This is a genomic window from Erwinia sp. AnSW2-5 (genome assembly GCF_045107195.1).
Lineage (GTDB): Bacteria > Pseudomonadota > Gammaproteobacteria > Enterobacterales > Enterobacteriaceae > Erwinia.
In genome coordinates this window covers 227,847-253,269 of sequence record NZ_JBJGXA010000010.1, presented here as the reverse complement: position 1 = coordinate 253,269, position 25,423 = coordinate 227,847, and the positions used below count along the sequence as shown (strand labels likewise).

The 25,423-nt window shown below is 52.7% G+C and carries 26 protein-coding genes and 1 pseudogene; 19 read left to right on the top strand and 8 right to left on the bottom strand.

What is annotated here, in order from left to right:
- The 5 genes and pseudogenes from ACFL9S_RS09430 to ACFL9S_RS09410 all read left to right on the top strand — a co-directional run.
- A partial coding sequence (locus ACFL9S_RS09430; RefSeq protein ID WP_405261591.1) for a colicin E3/pyocin S6 family cytotoxin occupies positions 1-822 on the top strand: 822 nt, incomplete at its 5' end.
- On the top strand, positions 822-1,142 hold the full coding sequence (gene imm45 / locus ACFL9S_RS09425; RefSeq protein ID WP_405261590.1) for an Imm45 family immunity protein: 321 nt from the start codon (positions 822-824) through the stop codon (positions 1,140-1,142). The genes ACFL9S_RS09430 and imm45, both read left to right, overlap by 1 nt.
- 330 nt (positions 1,143-1,472) lie before the next feature.
- Positions 1,473-1,697, top strand: coding sequence for a hypothetical protein (locus tag ACFL9S_RS09420; protein ID WP_405261589.1), 225 nt, complete (start codon positions 1,473-1,475; stop codon positions 1,695-1,697).
- 24 nt (positions 1,698-1,721) lie between these two features.
- Positions 1,722-2,141 (top strand): annotated as a pseudogene (locus ACFL9S_RS09415) (hypothetical protein); the annotation flags it as partial.
- Between the two features lie 5 nt (positions 2,142-2,146).
- The gene (locus ACFL9S_RS09410) at positions 2,147-2,530 is read left to right on the top strand and encodes a hypothetical protein (protein WP_405261587.1); all 384 of its coding nucleotides are present in this window, start codon (positions 2,147-2,149) and stop codon (positions 2,528-2,530) included.
- Positions 2,531-2,579: 49 nt separating this feature from the next.
- Here the strand turns inward: ACFL9S_RS09410 and symE are convergent, their stop codons facing one another.
- The gene (gene symE / locus ACFL9S_RS09405; RefSeq protein ID WP_405261586.1) at positions 2,580-2,927 is read right to left on the bottom strand and encodes an endoribonuclease SymE; all 348 of its coding nucleotides are present in this window, start codon (positions 2,925-2,927) and stop codon (positions 2,580-2,582) included.
- A gap of 287 nt (positions 2,928-3,214) precedes the next feature.
- Here symE and ACFL9S_RS09400 point away from each other — a divergent pair, with 287 nt between their 5' ends.
- A complete protein-coding gene (locus ACFL9S_RS09400) occupies positions 3,215-3,454 on the top strand; it encodes an antitoxin of toxin-antitoxin stability system (RefSeq protein ID WP_405261585.1) in 240 nt (79 codons plus the stop codon).
- 173 nt (positions 3,455-3,627) lie between these two features.
- Here the strand turns inward: ACFL9S_RS09400 and ACFL9S_RS09395 are convergent, their stop codons facing one another.
- Positions 3,628-3,954 (bottom strand): hypothetical protein, encoded by a 327-nt coding sequence (locus ACFL9S_RS09395; protein ID WP_405261584.1) that lies wholly within the window; start codon positions 3,952-3,954, stop codon positions 3,628-3,630.
- A 14-nt stretch (positions 3,955-3,968) separates the two neighbouring features.
- Positions 3,969-4,883, bottom strand: a complete 915-nt coding sequence (locus ACFL9S_RS09390; protein ID WP_405261583.1) for a lipid kinase — start codon at positions 4,881-4,883, stop codon at positions 3,969-3,971.
- A 497-nt stretch (positions 4,884-5,380) separates the two neighbouring features.
- Here ACFL9S_RS09390 and gdhA point away from each other — a divergent pair, with 497 nt between their 5' ends.
- On the top strand, positions 5,381-6,724 hold the full coding sequence (gdhA, locus tag ACFL9S_RS09385; protein WP_405261582.1) for an NADP-specific glutamate dehydrogenase: 1,344 nt from the start codon (positions 5,381-5,383) through the stop codon (positions 6,722-6,724).
- Positions 6,725-6,821: 97 nt separating this feature from the next.
- Here gdhA and ACFL9S_RS09380 read toward each other — a convergent pair whose 3' ends face one another.
- Entirely contained in the window at positions 6,822-8,210 is a 1,389-nt protein-coding gene (locus tag ACFL9S_RS09380; protein ID WP_405261581.1) for an amino acid permease, read from the bottom strand.
- A gap of 464 nt (positions 8,211-8,674) precedes the next feature.
- On the opposite strand from ACFL9S_RS09380, the gene dld reads away from it, so the two are divergent.
- The 3 genes from dld (at position 8,675) to ACFL9S_RS09365 (ending at position 11,651) form a co-directional block, all read left to right on the top strand.
- Complete coding sequence (gene dld / locus ACFL9S_RS09375; protein ID WP_405261580.1) at positions 8,675-10,366, top strand: D-lactate dehydrogenase; 1,692 nt, start codon at positions 8,675-8,677, stop codon at positions 10,364-10,366.
- Entirely contained in the window at positions 10,363-11,073 is a 711-nt protein-coding gene (locus ACFL9S_RS09370; RefSeq protein ID WP_405261579.1) for an alpha/beta fold hydrolase, read from the top strand. The genes dld and ACFL9S_RS09370 overlap by 4 nt, the downstream gene beginning before the upstream one ends.
- A 131-nt stretch (positions 11,074-11,204) precedes the next feature.
- Positions 11,205-11,651: a DUF3828 domain-containing protein gene (locus tag ACFL9S_RS09365; protein WP_405261578.1), complete on the top strand. Its 447-nt coding sequence runs from the start codon at positions 11,205-11,207 to the stop codon at positions 11,649-11,651.
- A 6-nt stretch (positions 11,652-11,657) separates the two neighbouring features.
- Here the strand turns inward: ACFL9S_RS09365 and ACFL9S_RS09360 are convergent, their stop codons facing one another.
- Positions 11,658-12,590, bottom strand: a complete 933-nt coding sequence (locus tag ACFL9S_RS09360) for a VirK/YbjX family protein (protein ID WP_405261577.1) — start codon at positions 12,588-12,590, stop codon at positions 11,658-11,660.
- Between the two features lie 213 nt (positions 12,591-12,803).
- On the opposite strand from ACFL9S_RS09360, the gene gstA reads away from it, so the two are divergent.
- The 3 genes from gstA to ACFL9S_RS09345 all read left to right on the top strand — a co-directional run bounded on the left by gstA (position 12,804) and on the right by ACFL9S_RS09345 (position 15,343).
- The gene (gene gstA, locus ACFL9S_RS09355) at positions 12,804-13,409 is read left to right on the top strand and encodes a glutathione transferase GstA (RefSeq protein ID WP_405261576.1); all 606 of its coding nucleotides are present in this window, start codon (positions 12,804-12,806) and stop codon (positions 13,407-13,409) included.
- A 68-nt stretch (positions 13,410-13,477) separates the two neighbouring features.
- Entirely contained in the window at positions 13,478-14,311 is an 834-nt protein-coding gene (locus ACFL9S_RS09350) for an AraC family ligand binding domain-containing protein (RefSeq protein WP_405261575.1), read from the top strand.
- 69 nt (positions 14,312-14,380) lie between these two features.
- Positions 14,381-15,343: a DMT family transporter gene (locus tag ACFL9S_RS09345; RefSeq protein ID WP_405261574.1), complete on the top strand. Its 963-nt coding sequence runs from the start codon at positions 14,381-14,383 to the stop codon at positions 15,341-15,343.
- A gap of 860 nt (positions 15,344-16,203) precedes the next feature.
- On the opposite strand, the gene ACFL9S_RS09340 is transcribed toward ACFL9S_RS09345, so the two are convergent.
- Entirely contained in the window at positions 16,204-16,599 is a 396-nt protein-coding gene (locus ACFL9S_RS09340) for a transposase (protein ID WP_154754255.1), read from the bottom strand.
- A 543-nt stretch (positions 16,600-17,142) separates the two neighbouring features.
- Here ACFL9S_RS09340 and ACFL9S_RS09335 point away from each other — a divergent pair.
- Together ACFL9S_RS09335 and ACFL9S_RS09330 are read left to right on the top strand one after the other, a co-directional pair.
- Positions 17,143-18,399 (top strand): polysaccharide biosynthesis protein, encoded by a 1,257-nt coding sequence (locus ACFL9S_RS09335; protein WP_405261598.1) that lies wholly within the window; start codon positions 17,143-17,145, stop codon positions 18,397-18,399.
- A gap of 8 nt (positions 18,400-18,407) precedes the next feature.
- On the top strand, positions 18,408-19,370 hold the full coding sequence (locus ACFL9S_RS09330; protein ID WP_405261573.1) for an ATP-grasp fold amidoligase family protein: 963 nt from the start codon (positions 18,408-18,410) through the stop codon (positions 19,368-19,370).
- Between the two features lie 58 nt (positions 19,371-19,428).
- On the opposite strand, the gene ACFL9S_RS09325 is transcribed toward ACFL9S_RS09330, so the two are convergent.
- Complete coding sequence (locus ACFL9S_RS09325) at positions 19,429-19,710, bottom strand: YjcB family protein (RefSeq protein ID WP_405261572.1); 282 nt, start codon at positions 19,708-19,710, stop codon at positions 19,429-19,431.
- Positions 19,711-20,499: 789 nt separating this feature from the next.
- On the opposite strand from ACFL9S_RS09325, the gene ACFL9S_RS09320 reads away from it, so the two are divergent.
- Complete coding sequence (locus tag ACFL9S_RS09320) at positions 20,500-21,804, top strand: diguanylate cyclase domain-containing protein (protein WP_405261571.1); 1,305 nt, start codon at positions 20,500-20,502, stop codon at positions 21,802-21,804.
- Here the strand turns inward: ACFL9S_RS09320 and soxS are convergent.
- Positions 21,801-22,226: a superoxide response transcriptional regulator SoxS gene (gene soxS, locus ACFL9S_RS09315; RefSeq protein WP_405261569.1), complete on the bottom strand. Its 426-nt coding sequence runs from the start codon at positions 22,224-22,226 to the stop codon at positions 21,801-21,803. The two genes, ACFL9S_RS09320 and soxS, sit on opposite strands and share 4 nt — an antisense overlap.
- 92 nt (positions 22,227-22,318) lie before the next feature.
- On the opposite strand from soxS, the gene soxR reads away from it, so the two are divergent.
- From soxR to ACFL9S_RS09300, 3 genes are all read left to right on the top strand, one after another.
- Positions 22,319-22,780 carry a redox-sensitive transcriptional activator SoxR gene (soxR, locus tag ACFL9S_RS09310; RefSeq protein WP_405261568.1) on the top strand — a complete coding sequence of 154 codons (462 nt, stop codon included), beginning with the start codon at positions 22,319-22,321 and terminating at the stop codon, positions 22,778-22,780.
- 39 nt (positions 22,781-22,819) lie between these two features.
- The gene (locus ACFL9S_RS09305) at positions 22,820-23,482 is read left to right on the top strand and encodes a glutathione S-transferase family protein (RefSeq protein WP_405261567.1); all 663 of its coding nucleotides are present in this window, start codon (positions 22,820-22,822) and stop codon (positions 23,480-23,482) included.
- A 447-nt stretch (positions 23,483-23,929) separates the two neighbouring features.
- Entirely contained in the window at positions 23,930-25,279 is a 1,350-nt protein-coding gene (locus ACFL9S_RS09300) for an NCS2 family permease (RefSeq protein ID WP_405261566.1), read from the top strand.
- The last annotated feature ends 144 nt before the right edge of the window (positions 25,280-25,423 follow it).

Sequence of the window (25,423 nt, the reverse complement as noted above, 5' to 3'; positions counted from 1 at the left end):
ACGGCGGGTGCCGTGACGGGCGGGCTGGCGGGCAAGAACGCGGTGGAGAATAACTCGCTGAGTGCGCCGCAGATAGATGACTTTGCGGCAAGAGCGAAAGGGTGTGACGCTCGCGGTGACTGCGGTCAGATCGTGAAGGAAATGGAAGAACTGAGCCTGAAGCAGCGTAATGAGCTAATTGTAACTTGCGCTTCGGATGCAATCGCCTGTAAAGAAAAATACGGTGAGATCCCCGCTAACAGTATGCTGGTTCATGAAGCGATCGACAGAGCGCTGGGTGAAGATATTCCGTGGGCAATGAAGAATGATTTATCGGTCTTGCTGATGCAGCAGATGGATGAATCAGGAATAGTTAACAGCACTGAATTTGCTCAACGGCTTAAGACCTTGTATGGCTTGGATAATCAGAAAGCTGAAATCTTGGCTGGTGCAGCGATGGCTGCTGTTACAGGTGGCTTTGGCAAGGCAGGTAAACTACCTGCGGTTGATTCAAACGCAAAAATCGCAACCGGGCAAACAATTGGTGCTTTTGAGAAAAGTTTAGTCACTCTTCCGCCAGGAGAGCGCGTCGCGATTATAAAACAAACAGTCCCGAAGGTTGTCTCAGAGCTGGGCATGGTTAAAGACAATCGGTTAACTCAAATGAATGGTGGTAGGGAGGTGTATAAGGGCAAAGATGGAAACCTTTATGCGCTTGATACACAGCATGCACGATTTGAAGTTGTCAGCATCAAAGGCAAACATTTAGGCGAAGTTGATTTCTCTATGCAAGTAAGAAAATCTGCTGATCCATCTGGCGGCCATAACTTGAAGGTGAAGTAATGAGGCTCATAGATTACAAAAAAAAATGTATTGCGAGAGGAACAGTTTTTAGATTGCCTGCTACTTGGCCGTATGAAGAATGGGTAGATTTTATGCTGTTCGAAACTCAAGATGATGAACGACCATATGGTTTAATTGTTTCATCTGGATTTAAATCAGGATTATTTTTAGTCAAGCTACCTATTGAAAGCATCTCAGATGAAGGATGCGGGTTAAATACAGAATGGGTTATCAATAACTGGTCAAATTGGATTTATCCAGAATGTAATGTTGAAGATGTTCATATCCTTAAAGAATATGTAGCAACACCTGTTGATTAAATAATGATCCCAGCCAATCGGCTGGGATTTTACTCTATAACCAGCCAGCTACACCTTAGCCGCCCGCTTCTGCGGTCCCGCAATCACCTGAATAAACTCGGCGATCTGCTGCTGCTTGTGGGCGGAGAGCGTTTTACAGGTCTGGCGCAGGGTGGTGACAACTTCCGGCTCTGGCCGGGGTTCCTGACAGTTGCCAAATGAGCAGACCGGGGTGTTTGCAGGCAGCAGCGGAGAAGAACAGGCTGGATACCGGCACGCTGGGCTTCAGCAACATTGAGAACAGGGCCGAGCACCAGAGCGCGGGAGTCAGCTCGGGCGGTAGCGTGGGCGGTGAGCGAAGGCAGCACCTCTTCCATCGCCAACGGTATTATCAATGCCCTGGCTGATACCGGTGATGCGGCATTAGGCTCAGTGGACTACGTTGCGGATGCGGCAATGGCGCTGGCGTCGTGTGCGGCAGGAGATGGCTACTGCGACAGGGCATTGAGCGATCTGTCCGGTAAGAACCAGGCGGTGGCAGACGGCGTTAAGGCGCTGATGCAGAGTGAAACCTGATCTGCTGTGGCTGATACGATAAAACAGGCGTCTGAAGGAAACCAGGTGGCACTGGAAGCCACGGGTGGGATACTGGCGGGTGTTTTCCTGCCGGGCAAGAAAGTTCCTGGCGTCGGGAACCGTATTGAAACGGTACTTAAAGCTGAAAAGAATTGGGAAACTGCTAGAAATAAAGCCATAAATATGGTTGGTGATTTAGGTGCTGATTCAAAACCTGTTATTGGCCGATTGGAAGTGAGCGCTGGTAATGGAAAGGTTATTGGTCGCCAATCCGGCGATGGCAAAGTAGGCTGGCGTGTGGATTATGATCCAGAGAAAGGGACGCATATTAACATATGGGATTACTCAAAAGGTAAAGGTCCTGGTAAGGCAGTAAAAACTGTTATACCTTTTGAAGGTAATGAAAAAGCTTTTGTAACTATATTGAAACAACTAAATAGGTAGGAAAAATGACTTTGTTTGATGAGTGTAAAGAGGCATTACTTGTTGATTTTGATATAGTTACTGGTGGGGAGGAAAAAAAGGCTATCGATATGCTTTATAATTATCCCGTTGTCGCTGGAGGAGTTTTATGGAAGGAGATGAAATATAGTGATTATGATGATTTATATAATGTATTAAACGCGAATTTAGTAAAAAACCACGACGTTTTTGTCTTAGCAGATGATGCAGATATACCATTATTCAGGACAAATATTAGGCTGATAGCGGAAAACGTTTATGACGTTACGGCATTGTCACCAAAGTTATTTATTTATAACGATGAAATCATAATTCAGCCGTTATTCCCATCAGAGATTTTTCGCGTTGGGCTAAGATCTGACAATTTATAATTAAATAATCCCAGCCAACCAGCCGGGATTTTACGCTATAACCCGTCAGCTACACCTTAGCCGCCCGCTTCTGCGGCCCGGCAATCACCTGAATAAACTCGGCGATCTGCTGCTGCTTGCGGGCAGACAGCTTTTTACATGTCTGGCGCAGGGTGGTGACCACTTCCGGCTCCTCCGGCTCTGGCCGGGGTTCCTGGGCGGACAGTATCAGGCATCCCGGCAGCACGCGCACGTTAAGCGGCGTCCCGGTATCAAACCCCGCCTCCTTCAGCCAGGCGCCCTTCAGGGTAATGGCTGGAACGCGTTCAAAGGTGCGCGGATCCCGGATATAGCTCACGGTGTAAGCTCGTGTTGTTGTGGGCGTACCCGCCTCTGACTTATGATGTTGCTCAGCCATAATAACTACCTCATATAGTTTTTGTGGTCAGCGGGCTGACAGTGTTCCACCACTTTCAGCCCGCGATCTCTCTGACGCCCTTTCCTGAAAAAACACACCAGAACAACCACTAACATACCGAATAAGCAGTGAAAAATCGCTGTAACGCCAAAGTAAAAATGCGAGGAGAATTCAGGAAACGGGAAAAAGAGGGAGAGATCTTCGCGATAAAAAGTGATGAAAACGTATATGCTTCATCATCACCTGAATGATGGGAAAAGATCATGCCAAAAGAAGCTGTGTTTACTATGAAGCTCGAAAGTTCCCTGCGTGAGGGCTTTGTTGCCGCAGCGAAAGCGGCCCATCGTCCGGCGTCACAAGTGATGCGTGAACTGATGCGCGAGTACATTCAGCGAGAAGAGCAGAAGCAGGCTTACGACGTGTACCTGGCACAGAAAGTGGAAAAGGGGCGTCAAAATATCCATGAAGGCCGTAGCCTGAGTAATGACGAGGTTGAAGCACAGTTCGCCGCTCGCCGGAACGCGTGAACTGATCCCACATGAGCATTATCGGCTGGTCTATGAAGCAGAAGAACAGGGTGAAACAGTATGGATACTGGTATTGGTCCATACGGCACGGCGCTGGCCACCCTTGTCTGATGAATGAAAAGCAGATGAAGTGACTGCCTGTTTGGCAACAGGCAGAAATTCCCTCAGTAAAATCAGTTCTTCTCCGACTCCGACTCCGCTTCTTCACCCTCTTTCTCTTCCCCACCGCCCGATATAAAATCAGACAGCTTCATCTCACCCAGCTCATTCATTTTTTTCTTGGCGTCTTCTAATGGCTGCGTCACATTCAGTTCCGCCACTTTAGCATCGGCCAGATCCGTCGCCTGCTTACGGGTTTCATCCCACTGTGTTTGTGCTGATTCCACCAGGCTGCTGGTGCGCTTATCGGCTTCTTCTTTAATACTTTCTTTTGTCGCATCATCACAGGCTGAAATTAAGGTGATCATGGCGGTTAACGCGAGAATGCCAAACTTGTTCATAGAAATAACCCTTATTAAACCGACGTCGCTGGCGACGGGGAAAAAACACTAATGGCCTGTGCCTTGATGGCAAAACGGGCAGGCGTTTGCCCAATCAGTTCACCATCGGCGTTAATATCATGGGGGCGCCGCGTACTCAGCGTCATGGCGGTGGTGGATAACGTACGCACTTTGCGCCAGCGTCCGTGCGTACCGCGCCGCAGCGCGGGTAGCAGGGCGATCATCTCCCACCAGTGCGCCACTTCCAGGCTGTAAACATCCAGGCGCCCATCATCGGGTGCCGCGCTCTGTTCCACCGTCATGCCACCACCATAAAAACGGCCGTTGCCCACGGAAACCTGCACGGTTTTAACCTTCTCGATAATGCCGTCATGTTCCAGCGTGGCGCTGAACGGGCGGCTCTGTTTCAGCAAGGTAAAGGCCGCCAGCGCGTAGCCAAAGGTGCCCCAGCGCTTCTTCGATTCCGCGGTTAAATGGTGGGCCAGCGTGGCGGAAAATCCGATGCTGGAGACATTAAAAAACAGGTGCCCATTAACCTCACCCAGGTCGATAGGGCGCTGGTGCCCGGCGGCGATGACCTTCACGGCCTGGGCCAGGTCGTTGGTGATGCCGAGGGTGCGGGCGAAGTCGTTAGCGGTGCCGAGGGGTAACACGCCCAGCGGCAGGCCGCTGCGCATCAGCCCCTTCGCCGCAGCGTTCAGGCTGCCATCGCCCCCGCCAACAATCACTAAATCGACGCGGTCAGCATAGTCGAGAATGACCTCGCTGCTGTCGCGGCGATCGCTGGCTTCAGGTTCAACAACCTGAATGCCCTGCGCCGTTAACAGGGATATCGCCTGGTGTTTATTGGCTTTGCCATTTCGGGAGTGTTCATTAATCAGTAACAATGCGATCGGCTTTCCCTGAATATTGTCATTATCATGGTTCATTATTATTTCTCAGGTAGTCAGAGCACAATTTCTGGAGGATTGATAGAATCACAGCTGATTACGATGAGGCAATCCACATTTCTTAATTTTACATTTATACATAAATAATGACGGCGCTGGCGAAATAACGCGAAAAAGAGCGGGTGAAATAACCGGGGAGCGATCGTTGTAATAAAAGTGTCATATTTATTTTCTGTTTTAGCGCGTTATTTTTTTTCTCGCCGCGCTCTTCTGACTGCCTCAAATCATTAACATTGATGAAATGCAGGTCTGTAATAACTTTTTCTTATGGCTGTTCGTCGTAGTTTTGCGCTTCTGTTCAGTGTTTGCGCTGCCTGGCGCCTTGTTGGCCTCATTTCCCTGCGTTTTGCAGGTCATAAGTTTTTTGTTGTACGGCAGAAAGCCGATGATATAGTCGCTGAGACACAACATCATCTCTCTGATTACCCTAACAATAACAACATCAGGGTCAGAGCATTACGCACAAGGAATTAGTCATGACCGCTTTTCACTCTCTGGAGTCGTTTCTCACCTCCGTTCAGCAGCGCGATCCACACCAGTCTGAATACCTGCAAGCCGTACGCGAAGTGTTCACCTCACTGTGGCCGTTCCTGGAACGTAACCCGCAATATCAGGAACAGAGCCTGCTGGAACGCCTGGTGGAACCGGAGCGTGTGATCCAGTTCCGCGTTGCCTGGACGGATGACAAAGGGCAGGTACAGGTGAATCGCGCATGGCGCGTGCAGTTCAGCTCATCAATTGGTCCGTATAAAGGCGGCATGCGTTTCCATCCGTCAGTGAACCTGTCGATCCTCAAATTCCTCGGGTTTGAGCAGACGTTTAAAAATGCCCTGACCACGTTGCCAATGGGTGGCGGCAAAGGCGGCTCTGACTTTAACCCGAAAGGGAAAAGTAACGCCGAAGTGATGCGCTTCTGCCAGGCGCTGATGACCGAACTGTATCGTCATCTTGGCCCGGATACCGATGTGCCTGCGGGCGATATCGGCGTCGGTGGCCGTGAAGTGGCCTTTATGGCGGGGATGATGAAGAAGCTGTCAAATAACACCGCCTGCGTGTTTACCGGTAAAGGCCTGTCGTTTGGCGGCAGTCTGATCCGCCCGGAAGCCACTGGCTACGGTCTGGTGTACTTCACCGATGCGATGTTAAAACGTCATGGTCTGGGCTTTGAAGGCAGCACGGTCTCGGTGTCCGGTGCGGGCAACGTAGCGCAGTACGCCATTGAAAAAGCGATGGAGCTGGGCGCACGCGTGCTGACGGCGTCTGACTCTCGCGGCACCGTGGTGGATGAAGCCGGGTTTACCCCTGAGAAGCTGGCGCATCTGGCCGAAATCAAAAATGTGCGTTACGGCAGCGTGGAAGATTATGCGCGTGAACGTCATCTGGTTTACCTCGCCGGTCAGCAGCCGTGGAGCGTACCGGTCGATATCGCCTTGCCATGTGCAACACAGAACGAGCTGGATCTGCCTGCGGCGCGTCAGCTGATTGCCAATGGCGTGAAAGCCGTGGCCGAAGGTGCCAATATGCCGACCACGATCCAGGCGACCGATGCATTCCTGGATGCGGGCGTGTTGTTTGCCCCTGGGAAAGCGGCGAATGCGGGCGGTGTGGCAACATCCGGCCTGGAGATGGCGCAGAACGCAGCGCGTCTGAGCTGGAAAGCTGAGAAGGTGGACATTCGTCTGCAACACATCATGCTGGATATCCACCACGCCTGCGTTGAGCACGGCGGGGAAGGGAAGCAGACCCACTACGTTCACGGCGCGAATATCGCCGGGTTTGTGAAAGTGGCCGATGCGATGCTGGCACAGGGCGTGTTGTAAAACCCGCTCGGCACCCGGCTTAACATCACGGGCGGACCGAAGAAAAGGTCCGTCCGTACAACACCTTCACGTCCCTGATCCACAATGCGTAAAACCCTCAGGCCAGTGCCGTCTGTTTCCGCCGCTGCTTCACCCGCCAGACCCACGCCAGCAAAATAAACCACAGCGGCATCGCGCATAGCGCCATCAGCGTATCGCGGTCAAAGACCATCACCACCAGTGAAAACAGAAAGAACAGCAGCGTGATCCAGCTCATCAGGATCCCGGCAGGCATCTTAAACGTTGACTGCTGGTGCAGTTGTGGGCAGCGTTTGCGGTACACCAGATACGCCACCAGAATCATCCCCCAGGTATAAATCACCAGTATTGCCGCCAGCGTCGACACCACGGTGAACAGCGTCATCACATTGGGCACCAGGAACAGCAGCAGCGTGCCGCTTAACATACAGAAGCAGGAGAACATCAGGCTGCGGACCGGAATGCGCGTGCTGCGCGACAGAATGCGGAACTGCCAGTGGGCGTGCTGCTCCACCGACAGGCCATACAGCATACGCGTGCTGGAATAGACGCCGCTGTTGGCGGAAGACATCGCCGAGGTCAGTGCGACAAAGTTAATCACGGCGGCGGCGGCGGGCAGCCCGGCTTTGGCAAACAGCGTCACGAACGGGCTGGTATCCGGCGAGATATGCTGCCAGGAGGTGACGGCAATGATCACCACCATCGACAGCACATAGAAGATAATAATGCGCAGGGGGATCGCGCGGATGGCCTTCGGCAACACTGTCTCCGGCGATTTGGTCTCGGCGCTCATGGTGCCCAGCAGCTCAATGCCGGTATACGAGAAAATGGCGATCTGGAAACCGGCAAAGAAGCCCACGATACCGTGCGGCATAAACACCGCCGGGTCACTGAGATTATGCAGCGAGGCGGTGACGCCATCCGGCGACGTCCAGCCGCTGCCAATCATCCAGATGCCGGTGACAATCAGCGCGATAATGGCAACCACCTTAATAATCGCAAACCAGAACTCCGCCTCGCCAAACATCTTTACCGACAGCAAATTAAACAGACACAGTAGCCCGAGGGTAAACAATGCCGGGATCCACGGCGACAGCTCGGGTAGCCAGAACTGCATGTAACCACCGCACACCACCACATCGGCAATACAGGTCACCACCCAACTGAGCCAGTAAGACCAGCCAAGGAAAAAGCTGGCCTTGGGGCCGAGGTAGTCGGAGACAAAATCGGCAAATGAACGGTAATCCAGCCGGGTCAGCAGCAGCTCACCCATGGCGCGCATCACCATATACATAAAGAAGCCCACGACCACATAGGTGATCAGGATCGAGGTGCCGGACACCGCGATGGTTTTGCCTGCGCCCATAAACAACCCGGTGCCAATGGCACCGCCCAGCGAGATCAGCTGGATATGGCGCGAACTTAGGCCGCGATGCAGTTTTTGCTGTGTATCCCTTTGGTCAGACATCGCATCCTCTCGACATGAATGAGTTGCAGGCAAAACCACCCTTACCCATATTATTATCAGTGGGTTACGTGCTGATGGATTTGGAAAGCAGTCCACATGCTGGTGCTGCGCTGTAACAAAGTCAACACACTAAAGTACGTAATTATTCACTTTTTGATCACATTCAAGTTTCTGAAAAACAGGGAGAAAGTTTCCTGTATGCATAAATAGTGCATAAGAATTGCATAAAATGGTTTTCCCTATCAGCCAGAAAAAACTAACTATTTATTCACCAACCGACGCAAGGAGGGGGGTAAAAAAATTCTTCGTGGTGGACAAAATCGTTTTGCGTGCTTTTTGAGCTGCGATGAGCGTCGGATGTAGCAGCATGACAGAATTTCACCCTCTGATGCTGGCCCAGACTCAGACCCCTCAGGTACAATCCCCGCTGCTAAAAAAATGAGCTACGGAGAGGCAGTCATAACATGCAACACACCCTGACCCTGCAACAACTGGGCGATCTGGTCAGCCCGGACAATCTGATCACCGACAGTTATCAAAAAGCGTATTACTGCAAAGGCTTCCGCGTAGGCCAGGGTGATGCGCTGGCCGTCGTGCTGCCGGAAACGCTGCTACAACTGTGGCAGGTGCTCAAGGTGTGTCAGCAGAATGACACGATTATCCTGATGCAGGCTTCCAACACCGGGGTGACCGGTGGCTCCACGCCGCACGGTGATGACTATGACCGCCCGGTGGTGATTGTCAGCACCCGCAAAATCAAAGGCGTGCAGGTTATCGATAATGCACAACAGATTATTGCTTTCCCCGGCAGCACGCTGACCGAGCTGGAAACCAGCCTGAAACCGTGGAATAAAGAACCGCATTCCGTGATCGGTTCCTCCTGTATTGGCGCATCGGTGGTGGGCGGCATCTGCAATAACTCAGGGGGATCGCTGTTACAGCGCGGCCCGGCGTTTACCGAGAAATCCCTGTTTGCGCAGATCAGCGACGACGGGCAGCTGCACCTGATCAACCATCTGGGCATCGAACTGGGGAATACCCCGGAAGAGATGATCACCCGCCTCGAAGCCGGGGAATACACCACCGGCACCGCCCCGGACTGGGAAGGGAAAATCTGGGCTGATGACTACGCAGCGGTGATCAAAGATGTGGATGCCACTACCCCGACGCGCTTCAACGGCAACCCGCAGTATCTGCATGACAGCGCAGGCTGCGCCGGGAAAGTGATTGTCTTTGCCGTGCGCCTTGCCACCTTTGACGCCACGTCGCAGGAAGAGACATTCTATATTGGCACCAACGATGAGCAGGTGCTGCTCGACCTGCGCCGCTATCTGATTGAACAGCTGGAGACACTGCCGATTCAGGCGGAGTATATCCACCGCAACGCCTTCCGACTCACCCTGCGCTATGCCCGCCATATGTTCCTGTCGATTAAGCGCCTCGGGCCGGCAGCGCTGCCGGGGCTGATGGCAAAAAAAGCACGCTGGGATGCGCGACTGCGAAAACTCCGGCTGCTGCCACATAACACCCTCGATCGGCTGATCCAGTGGGGCAACCGCATCACGCCTTCCACCGTGGCGCCGCGCCTGATTTCGTATCATCGTCGCTATGAACATCACCTGATGATCAAACTGACTCAGGATGACGTGGCAGAAATGAGTCTGCTGTTGAGAGCATTCTTTGCCTCTCGAAATGGTGAGTGGTTCCATTGTAACGAAGAAGAACAGAAGGATGCCTTCCTGGTGCGCTTCGGCGTGGGTGCCTGCACGGTGTTCTATTGCGATTACGCCGGGATTAATACCGATGACAGGCTGATTGCCTTTGATGTAGCGCTGCGGCGTAACGACGATCGGTGGCTGATCCGTCTGCCGCCAGAGTTGCAGGAACAGGTGCTGGAAGACTCCTGCTGCGGCCACTTTTTCTGCCTGGTGAATCACCAGGACTATATTCTGAAGCCTGGCGTCGATGGTGCGCAGTTTAAAGCCGCAGTGCTGGCGTATCTGGATCAGCGCGGTGCGAAATACCCGGCTGAGCACAATATTGGCCATCTCTATCATGCCTCCGACGAGCATCAGCATCATTTCCATCAGCTCGACCCGACTAACACCTGTAACCCTGGCATTGGTAAAACCAGTAAGAAGAAGCACTGGGCATGAAGATGCCGCTGGTGTTACTCCCCGGCCTGATGTGTGACGCGGGATTATGGCAGCGTATGCGGCCTGAACTGGAAAATATCGGCCCGCTGACGTTTGGCGACCTGTCGCAGGGCAGCACGGTGGAGGAAATGGCTGATGCTGTGCTCGTTAACTGTCCACCGCAGTTTACGCTGGTGGGGTTTTCCATGGGCGGCTTTGTCGCACGCGCCATTGCCCGACGTGTGCCGCAACGTGTACAGCGGCTGATACTGATTGCCACCTCCAGTGAGGCCGATGATCCCATGCAGGCAGAGCTGAAAGCTGCGGTGGCAGAGATGCTACAACGTACCAGAGGTCCGTTTCGCGGGCTGGGGCAGCGTGCCATTGAACTGTCACTCAGCCGTGAACATGAGTCCGATCCGCAACTGAAGCAGCAGATCCTCGACATGAGTCTGCGGCTGGGGCGGGACACTTATATCCGCCAGTTGCTGATGGCGCGCGACAGCGATAGCGCAAGGTTGAATGCTATCCGCTGCCCGACGCTGGTGGTTGCGGCGGCTGACGATCGCATGCGTACCCTGACCGAGTCGCAGGCGCTGGCTGAGGCCATTCCAGGGGCCTCACTGGCGATACTGCACGACAGCGGGCATATGCTGCCGCTTGAGCAACCGGGGCCGCTGGCGGCCTGCCTGCGTGACTGGCTGAGTGCAAACGTATCGTTGCGATAAACAGTTACTAAAAAAGCAGGCAAAGTGTGTGGGGTGGACTGGATTAGCCGGATAATTTCAATACAATCACTGGCGCCCTGTCGGCGCACAGGTGGCAGAAATAAATAGCAGTGTTATCCGGGATGGTTTGCATGAAAAAGTGGTTGCTGATGTTGGTGGTGTCTTTCGTTGCTTTTCAGGCAGCGGCGGCAGCGCATAACGACGATCCCCAGAGCACCAGCCTGGCATTTTACAGTTGGTATCTGGCGGCGCTCAACAAAGAAGAAAGCCCGATTGATGAGCATGATCCGTTATTAAATGAGTATGTCACCGAGCGGTTGCTGAAAAAAATCAATCTGCTGATCAAAAGCCCGGACGGCATGGACGATGATTATTTCCTCCAGGATCAGGATTACAGCGACAGCTGGGTGAATAATGTCAGCGTCAGTCGCTTTACGCTCAACGGCAACCGGGCTTCCGGTGATGTCACCCTTGGGCGTGATCCTGGTGACCAGCAGCATCTGCTGGTCACGCTGGTACAGGAGCACAATGGCTGGAAGATTGACGACGTTGAACGGGAAGCCCCTTCTACTCCCTGATCCCACTTAGTGCAGGCGCATAAACTGCTCGCTAAGGCTCTCCAGTAGCCCATAGCGGCGGCGATACTCCGCACGTTTTTTACTGGGGATCTCTTCCATCGTTTTCTGGCTGAACGCCAGCGGCAGTTGCCACAAGCTGCGGCAAAGCGGCACGCCATCCAGCGACTGCCAGAATTCATCATAACTGGCGACAAACACCGCCTTCTTTTTAAAGCGATAGCGCAGGCTGCGATAAGTGTGGCCCCGATCGCTGACGGCCTGAATGGCGCTGATACCCGTGGCCCGTGCCAGCAGTGATACCCCTTCCAGCAGGACACGTTTGGGGAACAGTCCATCACAGGATTTGGTTGCCGAGCGGATCAGCGCATGGGGCGTATCGCTGTGCGCGCCCTGTATTCCCCCGATCAACAGTACCGGCAAGCCGTCACGCTCGACGACGACGAACGTCAGTACCGCCAGCAGTGTCCCGTCGCCATGCAGCATCATATTCACCTCGCCTTCACGCTCGCAGCGGCCGTTGCAGGTCAGCGTGAGTTGAAAATTCTCACCCTCTTTGCCGCTGAAACTGGCCAGTGATGTTGCGTGAGATGAGATCATGGCATGGCGTAATGCCTGAGAAGGGATCTGTTGAACAAAACGGTAGTGCTGGCTCAGTACCTGCCCCCGCTGGCCAGCAGACAGGCCAAGATGCAGATAAGGCCGATGGATCTTACCCGGCAAGGTTGGCTGAAGGTGCAGCGCATCCTTCATCCCAGGCAGGGTGGCAATCTGCTGCATGTGATGCAGTGTGGCCAGGGGAAAGGCCAGTGAGCGCAGTAAAAATTTGGTCCGCCAGGCGACACTGTGCCAGACCGGGCCGGGAATAATTCTACCGTTAAGCAGATGCTGGAACAGCGATAACCCGTTCTCCGGGCGCGTAAGCGTCAACGTCTCTGACATGATGTGTGATCCGACCTGGTGTGGGGAAATGTATTCAACCACGACGAAAATAAATGGTGAGTCAATGCCTGAGGGATGCTTCAGCCAATCATGCAGCCGTTTAGCTGGCGTGTATTTTTCAAGATTTGTGCGCGCGCCTGGCATCAATCGCTAAAGGGGGCGTAGACTGCTCCGCGTACTCTGACGCCCTCTAATCAATAAGGAATAACGCTGATGAAATTGTTCTATACCCCTGGTGCCTGCTCTCTCTCTCCTCATATCGCGCTTGAAGAAATCGGTGCGACCTTCACGCTGGAAAAGGTTGATCTGAAAACGAAAAAGACCGAAACCGGCGCTGATTTCACCACGATTAACAGCAAAGGCTACATTCCCGCACTGCTGCTGGATGATGGCAGTCTGCTGACCGAAGGTACGGTGATTGCGCAGTACGTGGCAGACCTGAAACCTGACGCGGGGTTGATCCCTGCGGCGGGCAGCGCGGAACGTTACAAAGTGCTTGAGTGGCTGAGCTTTATCTCGACGGAGCTGCACAAGCCAATGGGGGCGCTGTTTAACCCGGCTCAGACCCCTGACTGGAAGCAAGCGACCGTAGCGACACTGAATAAACGCCTCGACTGGCTCTCTTCCGCGCTGGTCGGGAAAACCTGGCTCCAGGGTGAGCAGTTCACCGTGGCAGATGGTTACCTGTTTACCGTACTGGGCTGGAGCAAAGTTGTTGGCTTCTCACTCGACAGCTGGCCGGAATTACAGGCGTTTGCCGGCCGAGTGGCAGCACGCCCTGCAGTACAGCGTGCGCTGAAAGCTGAAGGTCTGATCTAAGGCGTCTGGATCGCTGCGGGTAAAGATCGTAAGCTGGCGCTCTCATCATTTTCTTCACGGAGTCGGCTGTGGAAGGGGTTCCTGAGCAGTTCATCTATGAGCAGGATCGCGCCAGCTTCCGCCATCTTTCCGGGCAGCAGGGCGTTGAACTGTATCGCGCCCATATCACCCGCTACGCGTTTGAACCCCACACGCACGAAGCGTTCGGCATCGGGACTATCGATCGGGGTGCCGAGCGTTTTCGTTATCGTGGGGTGCAGCATGTGGCCCCCGTCGACTCGCTGGTATTGATGAATCCCGATGAGTTACACACGGGTGAATCCGCCACGGAGGGCGGCTGGCAATACCGCATGATCTATATCGAACCTCAGCGCCTTGCAGCCTTAACCGGGGAAACGGGCTGGTGGTTTGAGCAGGCGGTCTGCCATGATCCGCAGCGCGCAGCACAGCTCTCGAGAGTGCTGGAACATTTGTGGCAGACCGACGATCCGCTGGCGACGGACGGCCTGCTGCTCACGCTGTGCGATCTGTTACGTCCTCATGCCCGCATTGCCCGGCCATTAGTGGCCGAACCCCGCCACCGTTTCGATCAGGTACGCGATTATCTGCGTGCCCATTTCAGCGAACGTATCACCCTGGACGAGCTGGCAGCGCTGGTTTCTCTCAGTCCTTACCATTTTCAGCGGCAGTTTAAAGCGCACTATCATGTCACCCCGCATCAGATGCTGATGGCTTTCCGGCTGTATCAGGCCAGCCAGCTGCTGCGTGCCGGGCTGCCTGCGGCAGAAGTGGCGGCCGCCGTGGGGCTGACCGACCAGGCGCATCTGACGCGCAGCTTTGCCGGGCGTTATGGCATCACGCCATCGCGCTATCAGAAACAGGTACGTGCCGCGTTGCGCTGACCGCAATTTGCTACAATCTCCCGACCTCCTTTTCTCCCATAATGGTGTTTTCTCTGTCCGGAGTGGACGATGTTATCGGGTATTTTATTTGCACTGAGCGCCGGGCTGATGTGGGGACTGATTTTTGTCGGGCCGCTGCTGGTGCCTGACTATCCTGGCACCTTGCAGTCAATGGGCCGCTATCTGGCCTTTGGTCTGATTGCGCTGCCGCTGGCCTGGCAGGATCGCCATCGCCTGGCGGCGCTGACCCGTCGTGACTGGCAGGAAGCGTTCAAACTGACGCTGGTCGGTAACCTGCTCTATTACGCCTGCCTGGCCACGGCGATCCAGCGTACCGGCGCTCCGATATCAACCATGATTATCGGCACATTGCCGGTGGTGATTGCGGTCAGTGCCAATCTGTTTTATGGCCGGGATGAAGGGCATCTGCGCTGGGCAAAGTTATTTCCGGCCCTGTTACTGATTGTTGTCGGTCTGGTGTGCGTGAATGTGGCGGAACTGACGAGCGTCACGCATCCGGTGGACGTGTGGCGTTACCTGAGTGGGATCGCGCTGGCCTTTACGGCGGTGGTGTGCTGGACATGGTATCCGCTGCGCAATGCCCGCTGGCTGCGGCAACATGCGATCCGTCCTGCCACCTGGGCCACTGCGCAGGGGGTAGTGACGCTGCCGCTGGCGTTGGTGGGCTATCTACTGGTTATGGGGCAACTGCATCTTAGCGAACCCGCGTTCGCACTGCCGTTTGGCCCGCGCCCGGCATTTTTTATTGCGCTGATGCTGGCGATTGCGCTGTTCTGTTCCTGGCTGGGAACGCTGTGCTGGAATGAAGCCAGCCAGCGCTTACCCACGGTCTTAGTGGGGCCGCTGATCGTGTTTGAGATCCTGGCCGGGCTGGCTTACACCTTCCTGTTGCGTCAGTCATGGCCACCCCTGCTGACGCTATGCGGCATTTTGTGCCTGATGGTGGGTGTGGTCAGTGCGATGCGCATCAAGCCAGAAGCGGTAGTAAAGTCATTGAAAATCAGCGGATAAAAACACGGGCAGCCTGGCTGGCAGCGATAATGTTCAGCCAGGCGCGGGTCAAGGCCCTGTCTGGCCCGGTAGTCCGCTATTTCATCGCAATTATGTGATGAATGTCACCTTTCATTTCTCCACCTCCCTGCTTTATTTATCATCAACTCAGCGGATTCCCTGCCATAAGCAGGGATTGTTCGGCTATAAGAATTATCGCTAAACCGTATATCGCTTTTTTATGCACAGTGACCCCTCCCTACTCAATGCACATTTCTCCATTTTTGAGACGATTTTTTTTTACGCAGACCAGTATTAACTCGAATTTTGCGAAGAAAAAATCGTCGATTCTGGCAGAGATACTAAAGAGAAAGAGGCGCTAATGATAAGTTTAGATGTCACTTAACCGTCACAGGTGAAGCGTGCATTTGATAAATGATAAGTGTGTTTAATCTGTTTCTTTTGAGGTAACCCTCGGTTCTTTCCGTTTTGTGCGCTTTGTTGCCCAAATGACGAGTTTTAGCCATGTGATACGGACGTGCGATTCATTAGAGATGAATGAGGATAATAAACCATTATAAAAAAGAGAATGATCACCAAAGCTAACGATTTTTATAAAGATGAGGAGGGATAGCTTAGAAAGGACAAAGTCACTTAAGGCGCGTTTATCTTTGCCTGCAAAGATAAACGCGCATTGAAAGCCTTGATGCTATTGAGATTTTAGCTGGTGCCTGGATAAGTTACAGCCAAATAGTCGAGCGGGATGACAATTAATTCATCAGCAAACTTCCGCATCACAAAATCGATCTGAACTTTTCAATAAGCTTTGGGAATATTTTATTTTGGTACTATTACACCTGTCATTGACTGCCTGTAAGCAATTACTGGTTTTCAAGATTGTAGGGATAATGGTAAACACTACGGCTGATATCCAGCAAACGGCAGCTACGGCGCGTTCCAATGTCGAACGTATCCTGTAAGAAATTAACGGCTTGCCGCTTGTCATTCGTGGTGAAAAAGTTTTTCAGCACACTTTGCAGCATCTCTTTGTCTGATGACAGCGACTGTAGCTCACGTTCCATACTGTGGACCTTCTCCTCTAGTTCTTTGATTTTTCTACCTTCTTCTGAAGATAATCCGGCGTATTTCTTTTTCCAACTGTAGAAAGTTGCTTCAGAAATGCCCAGTTCGTCACAAATCTCTTTTACCTTGATACCGTTTTCAGAAGCTTTAATGGCGCTGGTGATTTGCTCTTCGGTATATCGTGACTTTCTCATGAATGCTATTACCTTTCTTAACAATAATGGGATGAGAATGACTGCATTAATCAATGGATCTGTTTTGTACAGATATTAGCGCAGTGTTTAAAAGTACGCGATTGGAATGGCAAGCTTTACGTTAAGGGATTATGAAGAAATAACATCATGGGATTTCTCCTATTTTATTTCAAAAGGGTTTTGATAGCTTTCGATATTGGTTTTTTTGATATAGATTCGTCTCATGCCAGTTCAAGGCCACGTTGTAATTAGGATAACTCCAACGGGAAAGTTAAAAGAAGTGTGCTAACTTTAATCCCGGTCAAAGGGATGTGTGCATTAGAACACACTAAAAATAAGACCAGGCAAAACCATAAATGCAGGCAGGATTTTTCTGGTCAGGTTAAAAAACAGTCTCTTAAAAAAAGGCACAATGATGCCTGAAAAATATTATTTTCTCTTGCTGCGTTCTCGCCAGGCTTTCACTGTGCGTTATTGAATCAGTTGTGGACACGGATGTGTTGGTTTGAGGTTTGGCTGTTTGGAAACACAAAGGATGCTTCGATGAAATACAGTGTGATGTCTAATGCCGCCTGGATGATGTCCGAGAAAGTGGTGTCGGTTTTTGGTGTGATTTTTGTCACCTCTTATGTGGCTAAGTCTTTCGGTCCGGTTATATTCGGGCAAATAGCATTTTCTGCCTCACTTTTTTCAATTATTCAGACTGTTGCTATTTTTGGCACAGAAACCATTCTTTTTAAAAGCATCAGTAAAAGCACGCCAAAAGGAATGCGCCTGATGGCGGTGGCGAAATCATTGCGCCTGACATTATTACTGGTGCTGTCATTGCCCATATTGCTCTACGTGTGGTTGACGATGCGCGAGAACTTTATTGTGTTTGCCGTGGCATCATTTTTATCCGCCCTGTTTGTGACCCAGGATATTTTCAGCGTTTACAATAACGCCCGCCTGGCGTCGCGGATGAATACGGTAGCCAATGCCACCGGAATGATACTGAGCTTTGCCATCAGTTTCACCGTTGCCTGGTGCAAACTCAGCCCGCTGTGGTTGTCCCTGTCCATTGTTGCGGTCACGCTGGTGCCCTATCTGATTAAGCGCAGTCGCTTCTATCAGACCAACACCATCAATCTACCGCCGCGTCATAAGCGCAAGAATTATCTACGTTACTTACTGCATGCGGGACTGCCACTGGCTATCTCAAGCGTGTTTATCGCTGTTCAGGTGAAGACCGCCCAGTTCTTTCTTGTTGGGGTGAGTTCGGCCCAGGACCTTGGCCTGTTCACCGCAGCGAATACCATTTCCGCTTCGTGGATTTTTATTCCCGTGGCGATTATTACATCCTGCTTCTCTGAAATTTTCAGGGAGCGTGCGGATGTGGCAGTAAAACTGGCTTCACGGCTTAATGGCTATGTTATGGCAGTTTCACTTTTGATGCTCTCCGTTGTCACGCTGTTTGGTGACAGGATCATTAACAGCCTGTATGGGCAAGATTACACACAATCGGGAAACCTCATTACGTTGTTGTCGCTAGCAACCTGCTTTTCGGCAATGGGAACAGTAGCGTATCGCTACATGGTGAAAGAGGGTGGTTTCAATTACTTACTGGTGAAAGTGATTCTGCTGGTAGTGATTGGTTTGGCAACATCTTACTTCTTTATCCATTCCTGGGGATTAACGGGCGCAGCCTGGAGCGTGTTTATCACCGAACTCCTGTCCCTGACGATAATGAATTATTTCTTTAAGAATGGCGTCATTCTTAAAATACAGCTTTCCTCACTCAACTACAAAACCTACAGATGAGGTAAATCATGTTAAAGCTCAAAGCAGAGTTGAGAAAGGGTTTTGTTTACCTGCTCAAAAAAATGCCTTGGTCTTACCAGGATAAAATTTATTACTTCCAGAAATTCAAACGTATTCCGAATATCCGGGAACCCAAGTTATTCAATGAGAAGGTTCTGTATCGAAAATATGTAACCGGTGATCATGTGCGCTATGCCAATTTGTCCGACAAGTTATTGGTCAGGGAATATATTGCCGACACCATCGGTGAAGATTACCTGATCCCGCTGATTCATCAGACGGATGATCCGATCTCGTTGCTGAGCTTGCCGAGCCTGAAAAACACGGTGATCAAACCGAATCATGGCTCCGGCATGGTAGAGATCGTGCTGGAAGAACCCGACTGCATCCAGAAACAGCTGCTGATCAAGCGTTGTGATGAGTGGCTGCATAAGGACTTTTCGCACCATGCGCGTGAGATCCACTACCGCTACATCAAGCCCTGCATTCTGGTTGAACAGTACGTTGGTGATGGTAAGTTTGCCGCCGTTGACTACAAGTTTCATATGTTTAACAAGAAGGATGGCAACTTCGAGTACGTATTGCAGGTGATTTACAACCGGGTGGGTAGTGCGGCGTTGTCGATGAACTTCTACGTTAACAACCTGAAGCACAGCTTTTATAAAATCCGTGATACAGGTTTTGATATCAGTGCCGACGGCGAGACGCTGGAGCGCGCGTTGGCTCTGAGCAAGCAGCTGGCGACGGATTTCGACTATGTACGCGTGGACTGGTACATCCATGAAGGGCATATCTACTTCGGTGAACTGACGTTTACGCCAGGCGCAGGCATGGTGACCGGGCTGGAAAATGGTCTGAATCAAATTATGGGGGATATGTGGTTGCAGGATCGTAAAACGCAAGCGCTGCCGGAAGTGAAAGCCTCCAGCGATGTTCCTTTGCCGACCTCGGCGGTGCTAAAAAAGATATAAAAAGTGACAAATAACCTTCTGCCCGGCGAGTCAGGTCAGCTCGCCGGGCAGATGTCGCTTACGGCATCGGCCAGTCGGGAGGTGTACGGCTCATCACTTCGACAAACATATCTTTGGTAATCGTCCAGACGTTATGCAGATTATCCATACTCAACGTAATGCCCAGCAGTCCGGTGACAAACCAGCATGACATACCGATACCAATACCGGTAAAAGCGAACGCCATCACGTTGCGGCTGGCTTTGCGGCACTGCACGTTGAAGGTGCTGGCAAGGAACATCATCACTGCACTGAGCAGCTCCCATCTCATGAGAATAACGCTGGTGGTAATCGTAGCCATATTGAAAACTCCGGGGTGATCGGTCCTGACAAACGGGATGCAACATCACCCGGAACGGGACGGGAGCTGCCAGGCTTGCTCCTTTCCGGTCTGACGCGTTGGTCATGGAAATGTGACGGCGATCACATTATATCACCCGTTTTTCAAAACTGAACAAAATTTATACCTGGTATGGTAGTTTTTTTCGGTCGGCCACGACGGAGCAATGCCTGCATAAGCGATCACAATATTATCGCTGTCGTCGAAAAATACAGATTAATCCGTATGCATAATATTATTTCCCTGCCAGGGAGTCGATCTTCTTTATGTCCTTTTATGCCCTGGAATATCTAATTTAACTTAAGGCGTGTTTGATTATTATTGCGTATTATTTCGTTACGTGATCTCTCACCTTTCCCTGCAATAACTCTGTGTCATTTTAAGTTAAAGTTGTTTTATATCATGTTCTTGCTTGTCTTTTTTTTACCATCGCCCGGATGAAACCTAAGTCAAATCAAACGGTTTAAGATGAATCTTAAGCTGTTTGAAGTTGTACGGCTTATCGATGGCCTGTAGAATTTTTCTAAGCATTGCTCCCTGTTCATTATTTCCCGGAATTATTCCAGGGAGGGTTTTCTATTCTTATAAATAAGATCCAAAAAAATAAATTAACCAATAATACATCTGCAAAATGCAGAAAATAATAAAGGAGTTTGCGTGTCATTTGTCTGCACAGTGGCAGATCGTGACGGGCAAATCACCCAAGTGGATGCCGGGCAGGTTGTTCGCTGAACGGCGAGGGGAGTGAGCATGAAGATCAGGCAAAACGAGGCGGCGACAGCGGCGCGTCAGTTACCGACCATGCGCCAGTCATTTCAACGTATTCATCTGATGATTATCGTGGTGTCGCTGCTGTTCAGCGGGTTATCGCTGTCAGCGTTGTCGATGTATGTGCTGCGCAGCTATGCGGAAAACAACATCCAGCTGGTCGCGGCCAGCGTCAGTTACAGCGCACGGACAGCGGTGTTGGAAAACGATGCGGCGACCGCAGAGAGTATTCTGCGGGATATGGGCGCACGAACGGAGTTTGCGGTCGGACGCGTTTATGGTGCTGACCAGCAGTTACTGGCCCAATGGCAGGCACCGGGCGGCGAAAACCCCTACGGCGCGGGTGCCGTTGTGGCACGCTGGCTGTTCCCTCAGCCGGTCAGTGCGCCTGTGATGCATAACCATCAGGAAGTGGGCCGGGTGTGGATCAGCGGCGATGCCTCACGCGTCCTGCATTATCTGGGGCAGGCGCTGCTGTGGCTGGGCGGCAGTTTGTTGATAACCGCCATTCTGGCGATCTACCTGGCGCGGCGGATGCATGCCGGAATTTTACAGGGGCTGCAAAATATTGCCTCCGTCGCGCATGATGTGCGCAGACGTCGCGCTTTTTCCCTGCGCGTGCCGTCTTCCTCGATTGCCGAGCTGGATAAACTGAGCGGTGATTTCAACAGTCTGCTTGATGAGCTGGACCAGTGGCAGCGTCATCTCAAACGTGAAAATGACTCGCTGACACACCAGACGCTGCATGACGAGTTGACCGGGCTGCCTAACCGCAAAGCCTTTGAACAACAGCTGCAGCTGCTGCTGGACGACCCGAAAACCCGTCAGCAGGTCAGCGTGCTGTTTATCGACGGTGACCGTTTTAAACAGGTTAACGACCGCTACGGTCACGCGGCAGGCGACCATGTGCTGGCCGTCACGGCCCAGCGTTTGCGTGCGCGCCTGCGCAAAGACGACCTTGTGGCACGCCTGGGCGGCGATGAGTTTGCCGTACTGTTATCGACGGTCGAACGGGACGAGCAGGTAGCCCAGGTGGCGCGCGATATTATCGACGCCATGCAGCCGCCGATCTTATTGCCGGAAGGTGTGCGGGTGGTGCAGTCGTTAAGCGTAGGTGTGGCGCTGGCGAAAAATCACAGTTCAGCCGAGGCGCTGATTGCGCAGGCTGATGCGGCGATGTATCACATTAAGGAACTGGGTGGCGGCTGGTACTTATCACCCTCTTACTGGGGGCAGGAAATACACGACTGGCCACCGCAGGTGACGGTGGCAACCGGGCATCATTAGCCGCAGGTCGGGCAGGATTTTTCGCTGACCCGCTGGCTGAAGCCGCTGGTGGCGTAGTCGCCACAGTCGAAATTCCAGCTGCTGCGCTTCAGGGATGCATGACGCATGGTATGACGATAGGCGGTCGGCGTCTGCGAGAACTGGCGGCGGAACACGCGTGAGAACGTCTGCTGGGAGTCATAACCGTACTGCATGGCAATATCAAACACCGGACGTTGCGTCAGACGCAGCGCTTCGGCGGCCAGCGTCAGACGGCGTTCACGAATGTATCCTCCCAGCGTCTGTTTCGTCACGGAACGGAACATACGCTGCAAATGCCACTTCGAATAGCCTGATTTGGCCGCCACTTCATCAATCGACAGAGTCTTTTCCAGATTGTTGTCGATCCAGTCAGTCAGGGTGCTGATGATGTCGTCATGCATACACTTTTTCTCCCAGGTCTCTGTGTCAATAGGTCGCGAACTCAATGGAAGCTGAGTATAATTCCTCAAGTTAACTTGAGGTAAAGTGCTAAATGAAAAAAAATCTTAGCAATCCCAACAAACGCGAACTGACCCCCGGCGACGTGGCGCAGCGTTGCGGTGTGGCAGTCTCGACGCTGCATTTCTATGAAAGCAAAGGATTAATCAGCAGTTTCCGCAATCCCGGCAACCAGCGGCGCTACACGCGTGACGTGCTGAGGCGTGTGGCGGTGATCAAAATTGCTCAGCGCATCGGCATCCCACTTGCCACCATCAGCGACAGCCTGATGCAGTATTCCCCTGGTAAGCGTATGACGACAAAAGAGTGGGCGGTGTTGTCGCAGCAGTGGCGCGATGAACTGGACCGGCGCATTGAAACGCTGACGCACCTGCGGGACGATCTGGACGGCTGCATCGGCTGTGGTTGTTTATCGATGGAAGATTGCCCGCTGCGTAACCCGAACGACCGCCTGAGCGAGCAGGGCACCGGGGCGATCCTGCTGGATGTGAAATGATCCTGGTCTTCTATACTGATGTTTTACTCAGGAGCACATATGATCACCGTACACCATCTGAATAATTCACGATCGCAGCGCGTGCTGTGGCTGCTGGAAGAGTTGAACGTCCCCTACCAGATCAAACGTTATCAGCGTGAGGCCAGCATGCTGGCACCACCGGCGCTGAAAAAAGTGCATCCGTTGGGCAAATCCCCGGTGATCACCGATGAAAATCGCGTAGTGGCGGAGTCTGGCGCGATCCTGGAGTATCTGGAAGCGCGGTATGACGCGGAAGGTTTGCTGAAACTTTTCGATGAAGAAGAGGTGATCCAGTCGCGTTACTGGCTGCACTATGCGGAAGGATCGCTGATGCCGTTGCTGGTGATGAAGCTGATCTTCAGCCGGATGGGCAAAGCCCCGGTGCCCTGGCTGTTACGCCCCATCGGCAGCGCCTTTGGTCAAGGGGTTCAGAAGGGCTACCTCGACCCGCAGATCGCCACCCATCGCCAGTTTATCGAACAACATCTTGCGCAAAATGCGTGGTTTGCCGGGAGTCGCTTCAGCATTGCGGATGTGCAGATGAGTTTTCCGCTGCAAGCGCTCACCGCACGCGGGGGAGCCGCCGACAGCCCGGCTATCCAGGCCTGGCTACAGAAGGTACAAAGCCGTGCGGCCTGGCAGCGTGCGCTCCAACAGGGCGGTGAAGTTCGCCTCGACTGAATGCTTTTCTTTTGTGGCGTGAAAAACGGTTCATCCCATCATCGTCGGCAGTCCGTCATAAGAAAGCGCTATTAGAGTGCGCGGGGCGCTGCCGCTACGCTGAGAGCAGACGGGTGTGTAAATCAATAATTATGCAAATTTATGCGTGAAGAAGTGTTGAAAATGCACCATTAAACACAGGATAATCGTTTGCGTATTCATACTCGTCATATTTCAGGCCGCAGAGGCGCTGGCTTCACTCGCCTGCGACCTGAACTATTTAGCGTATCAGCACAGCAATTAAGCGTTTTTTTGCGTGGAATAGTAAACGTTTGCCTTTATCCGGTCTGCACCTCGCCCTGAGGTTTTTGTACCGCGTATATTGCGCCAGGGATGCAAACGTCGACTACCGCTGGCACATAGTGGTACCACGCAGCGATAACTCATAAGAAATCTCAGGGGATTACGATGTCAGCTCCTTCTCAACCGGCCAGCGGCTCTTTAGACGCCTGGTTCAAAATTTCTGCGCGCGGTAGCAGCGTCCGTCAGGAAATCCTGGCAGGTCTGACGACCTTCCTGGCGATGGTCTATTCCGTGATTGTGGTGCCCTCAATGCTGGGCAAAGCAGGCTTCCCGCCAACGGCGGTCTTTGTGGCGACCTGCCTGGTGGCCGGGTTTGGTTCACTGTTGATGGGATTGTGGGCCAATTTGCCGCTGGCGATTGGCTGTGCTATCTCGCTGACGGCGTTCACCGCTTTTAGCCTGGTGCTGGGCCAGCAGATCAGCGTACCGGTTGCGCTGGGTGCCGTGTTCCTGATGGGCATCCTGTTTACCCTGATCTCAGCAACCGGCATTCGTGCCTGGATACTGCGTAACCTGCCGATGGGCGTGGCGCACGGCACGGGCGTGGGTATCGGTCTGTTCCTGCTGCTGATTGCCGCTGACGGCGTTGGCCTGGTAGTGAAAAACCCAGGTCCTGGCCTGCCGGTGGCGTTGGGTCACTTCCCGTCGTTCCCGGTGGTGATGACGCTGGTCGGGCTGGCGGTGATTTTTGGTCTGGAGAAACTGCGCGTGCCTGGCGGTATCCTGTTGACGATTATTGCCATCTCGGTGCTTGGCCTGATCTTTGACCCGGCAGTGAGCTATAAGGGGCTGTTCGCGATGCCAAGCCTGAGTGATGCGCAGGGTAACTCGCTGGTGTTTAGCCTGGATATTCTCGGGGCATTAAAACCGGCGGTGCTGCCAAGCGTACTGGCGCTGGTGATGACGGCGGTGTTTGATGCCACCGGCACCATTCGTGCGGTAGCCGGGCAGGCGAACCTGCTGGATAAAGACAATCAGATCATCAACGGCGGCAAGGCCCTGACGACGGACTCACTGAGCAGCATTTTCTCAGGTCTGGTCGGCGCTGCGCCCGCAGCCGTTTACATTGAGTCGGCAGCCGGAACGGCAGCAGGCGGCAAAACGGGTCTGACGGCGATTGTGGTGGGCGTGCTGTTCCTGATGATCCTGTTCCTGTCGCCGCTGGCGTATCTGGTTCCGGGTTATGCCACTGCACCTGCGCTGATGTATGTCGGCCTGCTGATGTTAAGCAACGTCTCTAAAATCGATTTCAGTGATTTTGTTGATGCGATGTCAGGTTTGCTGGCGGCAGTATTTATCGTTCTGACCTGTAACATCGTGACCGGCATTATGCTCGGTTTCGGTTCACTGGTGATTGGCCGCATCTTTGCCGGTGAATGGCGCAAGCTGAATGTCGGCACCGTACTGATTGCGGTAGCACTGGTCGCTTTCTATACCTGCGGTTGGGCGATTTAATGCTGTTTCGGGGCCGGGATCACCGGCCCCACCTTCAGATGACACTGATTTTTCCCTCTTTACGCACATCCTGTTTTTCATCGCCTGCCTAATTTGTTTTACTATCTCACAGGACATTGGCCTTCAATGTCTGACTGACAGTGT

Coding starts and splice junctions, on each gene's coding strand:
- ACFL9S_RS09410 (WP_405261587.1), top strand. CDS start 2,147: ATGACTTTGTTTGATGAGTGTAAAGAGGCATTACTTGTTGATTTTGAT.
- soxS (WP_405261569.1), bottom strand. CDS start 22,226: ATGCATGACGACATCATCAGCACCCTGACTGACTGGATCGACAACAAT.
- ACFL9S_RS09380 (WP_405261581.1), bottom strand. CDS start 8,210: ATGTCTGACCAAAGGGATACACAGCAAAAACTGCATCGCGGCCTAAGT.
- ACFL9S_RS09395 (WP_405261584.1), bottom strand. CDS start 3,954: ATGAACAAGTTTGGCATTCTCGCGTTAACCGCCATGATCACCTTAATT.
- imm45 (WP_405261590.1), top strand. CDS start 822: ATGAGGCTCATAGATTACAAAAAAAAATGTATTGCGAGAGGAACAGTT.
- ACFL9S_RS09330 (WP_405261573.1), top strand. CDS start 18,408: ATGTTAAAGCTCAAAGCAGAGTTGAGAAAGGGTTTTGTTTACCTGCTC.
- soxR (WP_405261568.1), top strand. CDS start 22,319: ATGAAAAAAAATCTTAGCAATCCCAACAAACGCGAACTGACCCCCGGC.
- symE (WP_405261586.1), bottom strand. CDS start 2,927: ATGGCTGAGCAACATCATAAGTCAGAGGCGGGTACGCCCACAACAACA.
- dld (WP_405261580.1), top strand. CDS start 8,675: ATGCAACACACCCTGACCCTGCAACAACTGGGCGATCTGGTCAGCCCG.
- gstA (WP_405261576.1), top strand. CDS start 12,804: ATGAAATTGTTCTATACCCCTGGTGCCTGCTCTCTCTCTCCTCATATC.
- ACFL9S_RS09360 (WP_405261577.1), bottom strand. CDS start 12,590: ATGTCAGAGACGTTGACGCTTACGCGCCCGGAGAACGGGTTATCGCTG.
- ACFL9S_RS09340 (WP_154754255.1), bottom strand. CDS start 16,599: ATGAGAAAGTCACGATATACCGAAGAGCAAATCACCAGCGCCATTAAA.
- ACFL9S_RS09320 (WP_405261571.1), top strand. CDS start 20,500: ATGAAGATCAGGCAAAACGAGGCGGCGACAGCGGCGCGTCAGTTACCG.
- gdhA (WP_405261582.1), top strand. CDS start 5,381: ATGACCGCTTTTCACTCTCTGGAGTCGTTTCTCACCTCCGTTCAGCAG.
- ACFL9S_RS09400 (WP_405261585.1), top strand. CDS start 3,215: ATGAAGCTCGAAAGTTCCCTGCGTGAGGGCTTTGTTGCCGCAGCGAAA.
- ACFL9S_RS09335 (WP_405261598.1), top strand. CDS start 17,143: ATGAAATACAGTGTGATGTCTAATGCCGCCTGGATGATGTCCGAGAAA.
- ACFL9S_RS09300 (WP_405261566.1), top strand. CDS start 23,930: ATGTCAGCTCCTTCTCAACCGGCCAGCGGCTCTTTAGACGCCTGGTTC.
- ACFL9S_RS09390 (WP_405261583.1), bottom strand. CDS start 4,883: ATGAACCATGATAATGACAATATTCAGGGAAAGCCGATCGCATTGTTA.
- ACFL9S_RS09325 (WP_405261572.1), bottom strand. CDS start 19,710: ATGGCTACGATTACCACCAGCGTTATTCTCATGAGATGGGAGCTGCTC.
- ACFL9S_RS09365 (WP_405261578.1), top strand. CDS start 11,205: ATGAAAAAGTGGTTGCTGATGTTGGTGGTGTCTTTCGTTGCTTTTCAG.
- ACFL9S_RS09345 (WP_405261574.1), top strand. CDS start 14,381: ATGTTATCGGGTATTTTATTTGCACTGAGCGCCGGGCTGATGTGGGGA.
- ACFL9S_RS09305 (WP_405261567.1), top strand. CDS start 22,820: ATGATCACCGTACACCATCTGAATAATTCACGATCGCAGCGCGTGCTG.
- ACFL9S_RS09370 (WP_405261579.1), top strand. CDS start 10,363: ATGAAGATGCCGCTGGTGTTACTCCCCGGCCTGATGTGTGACGCGGGA.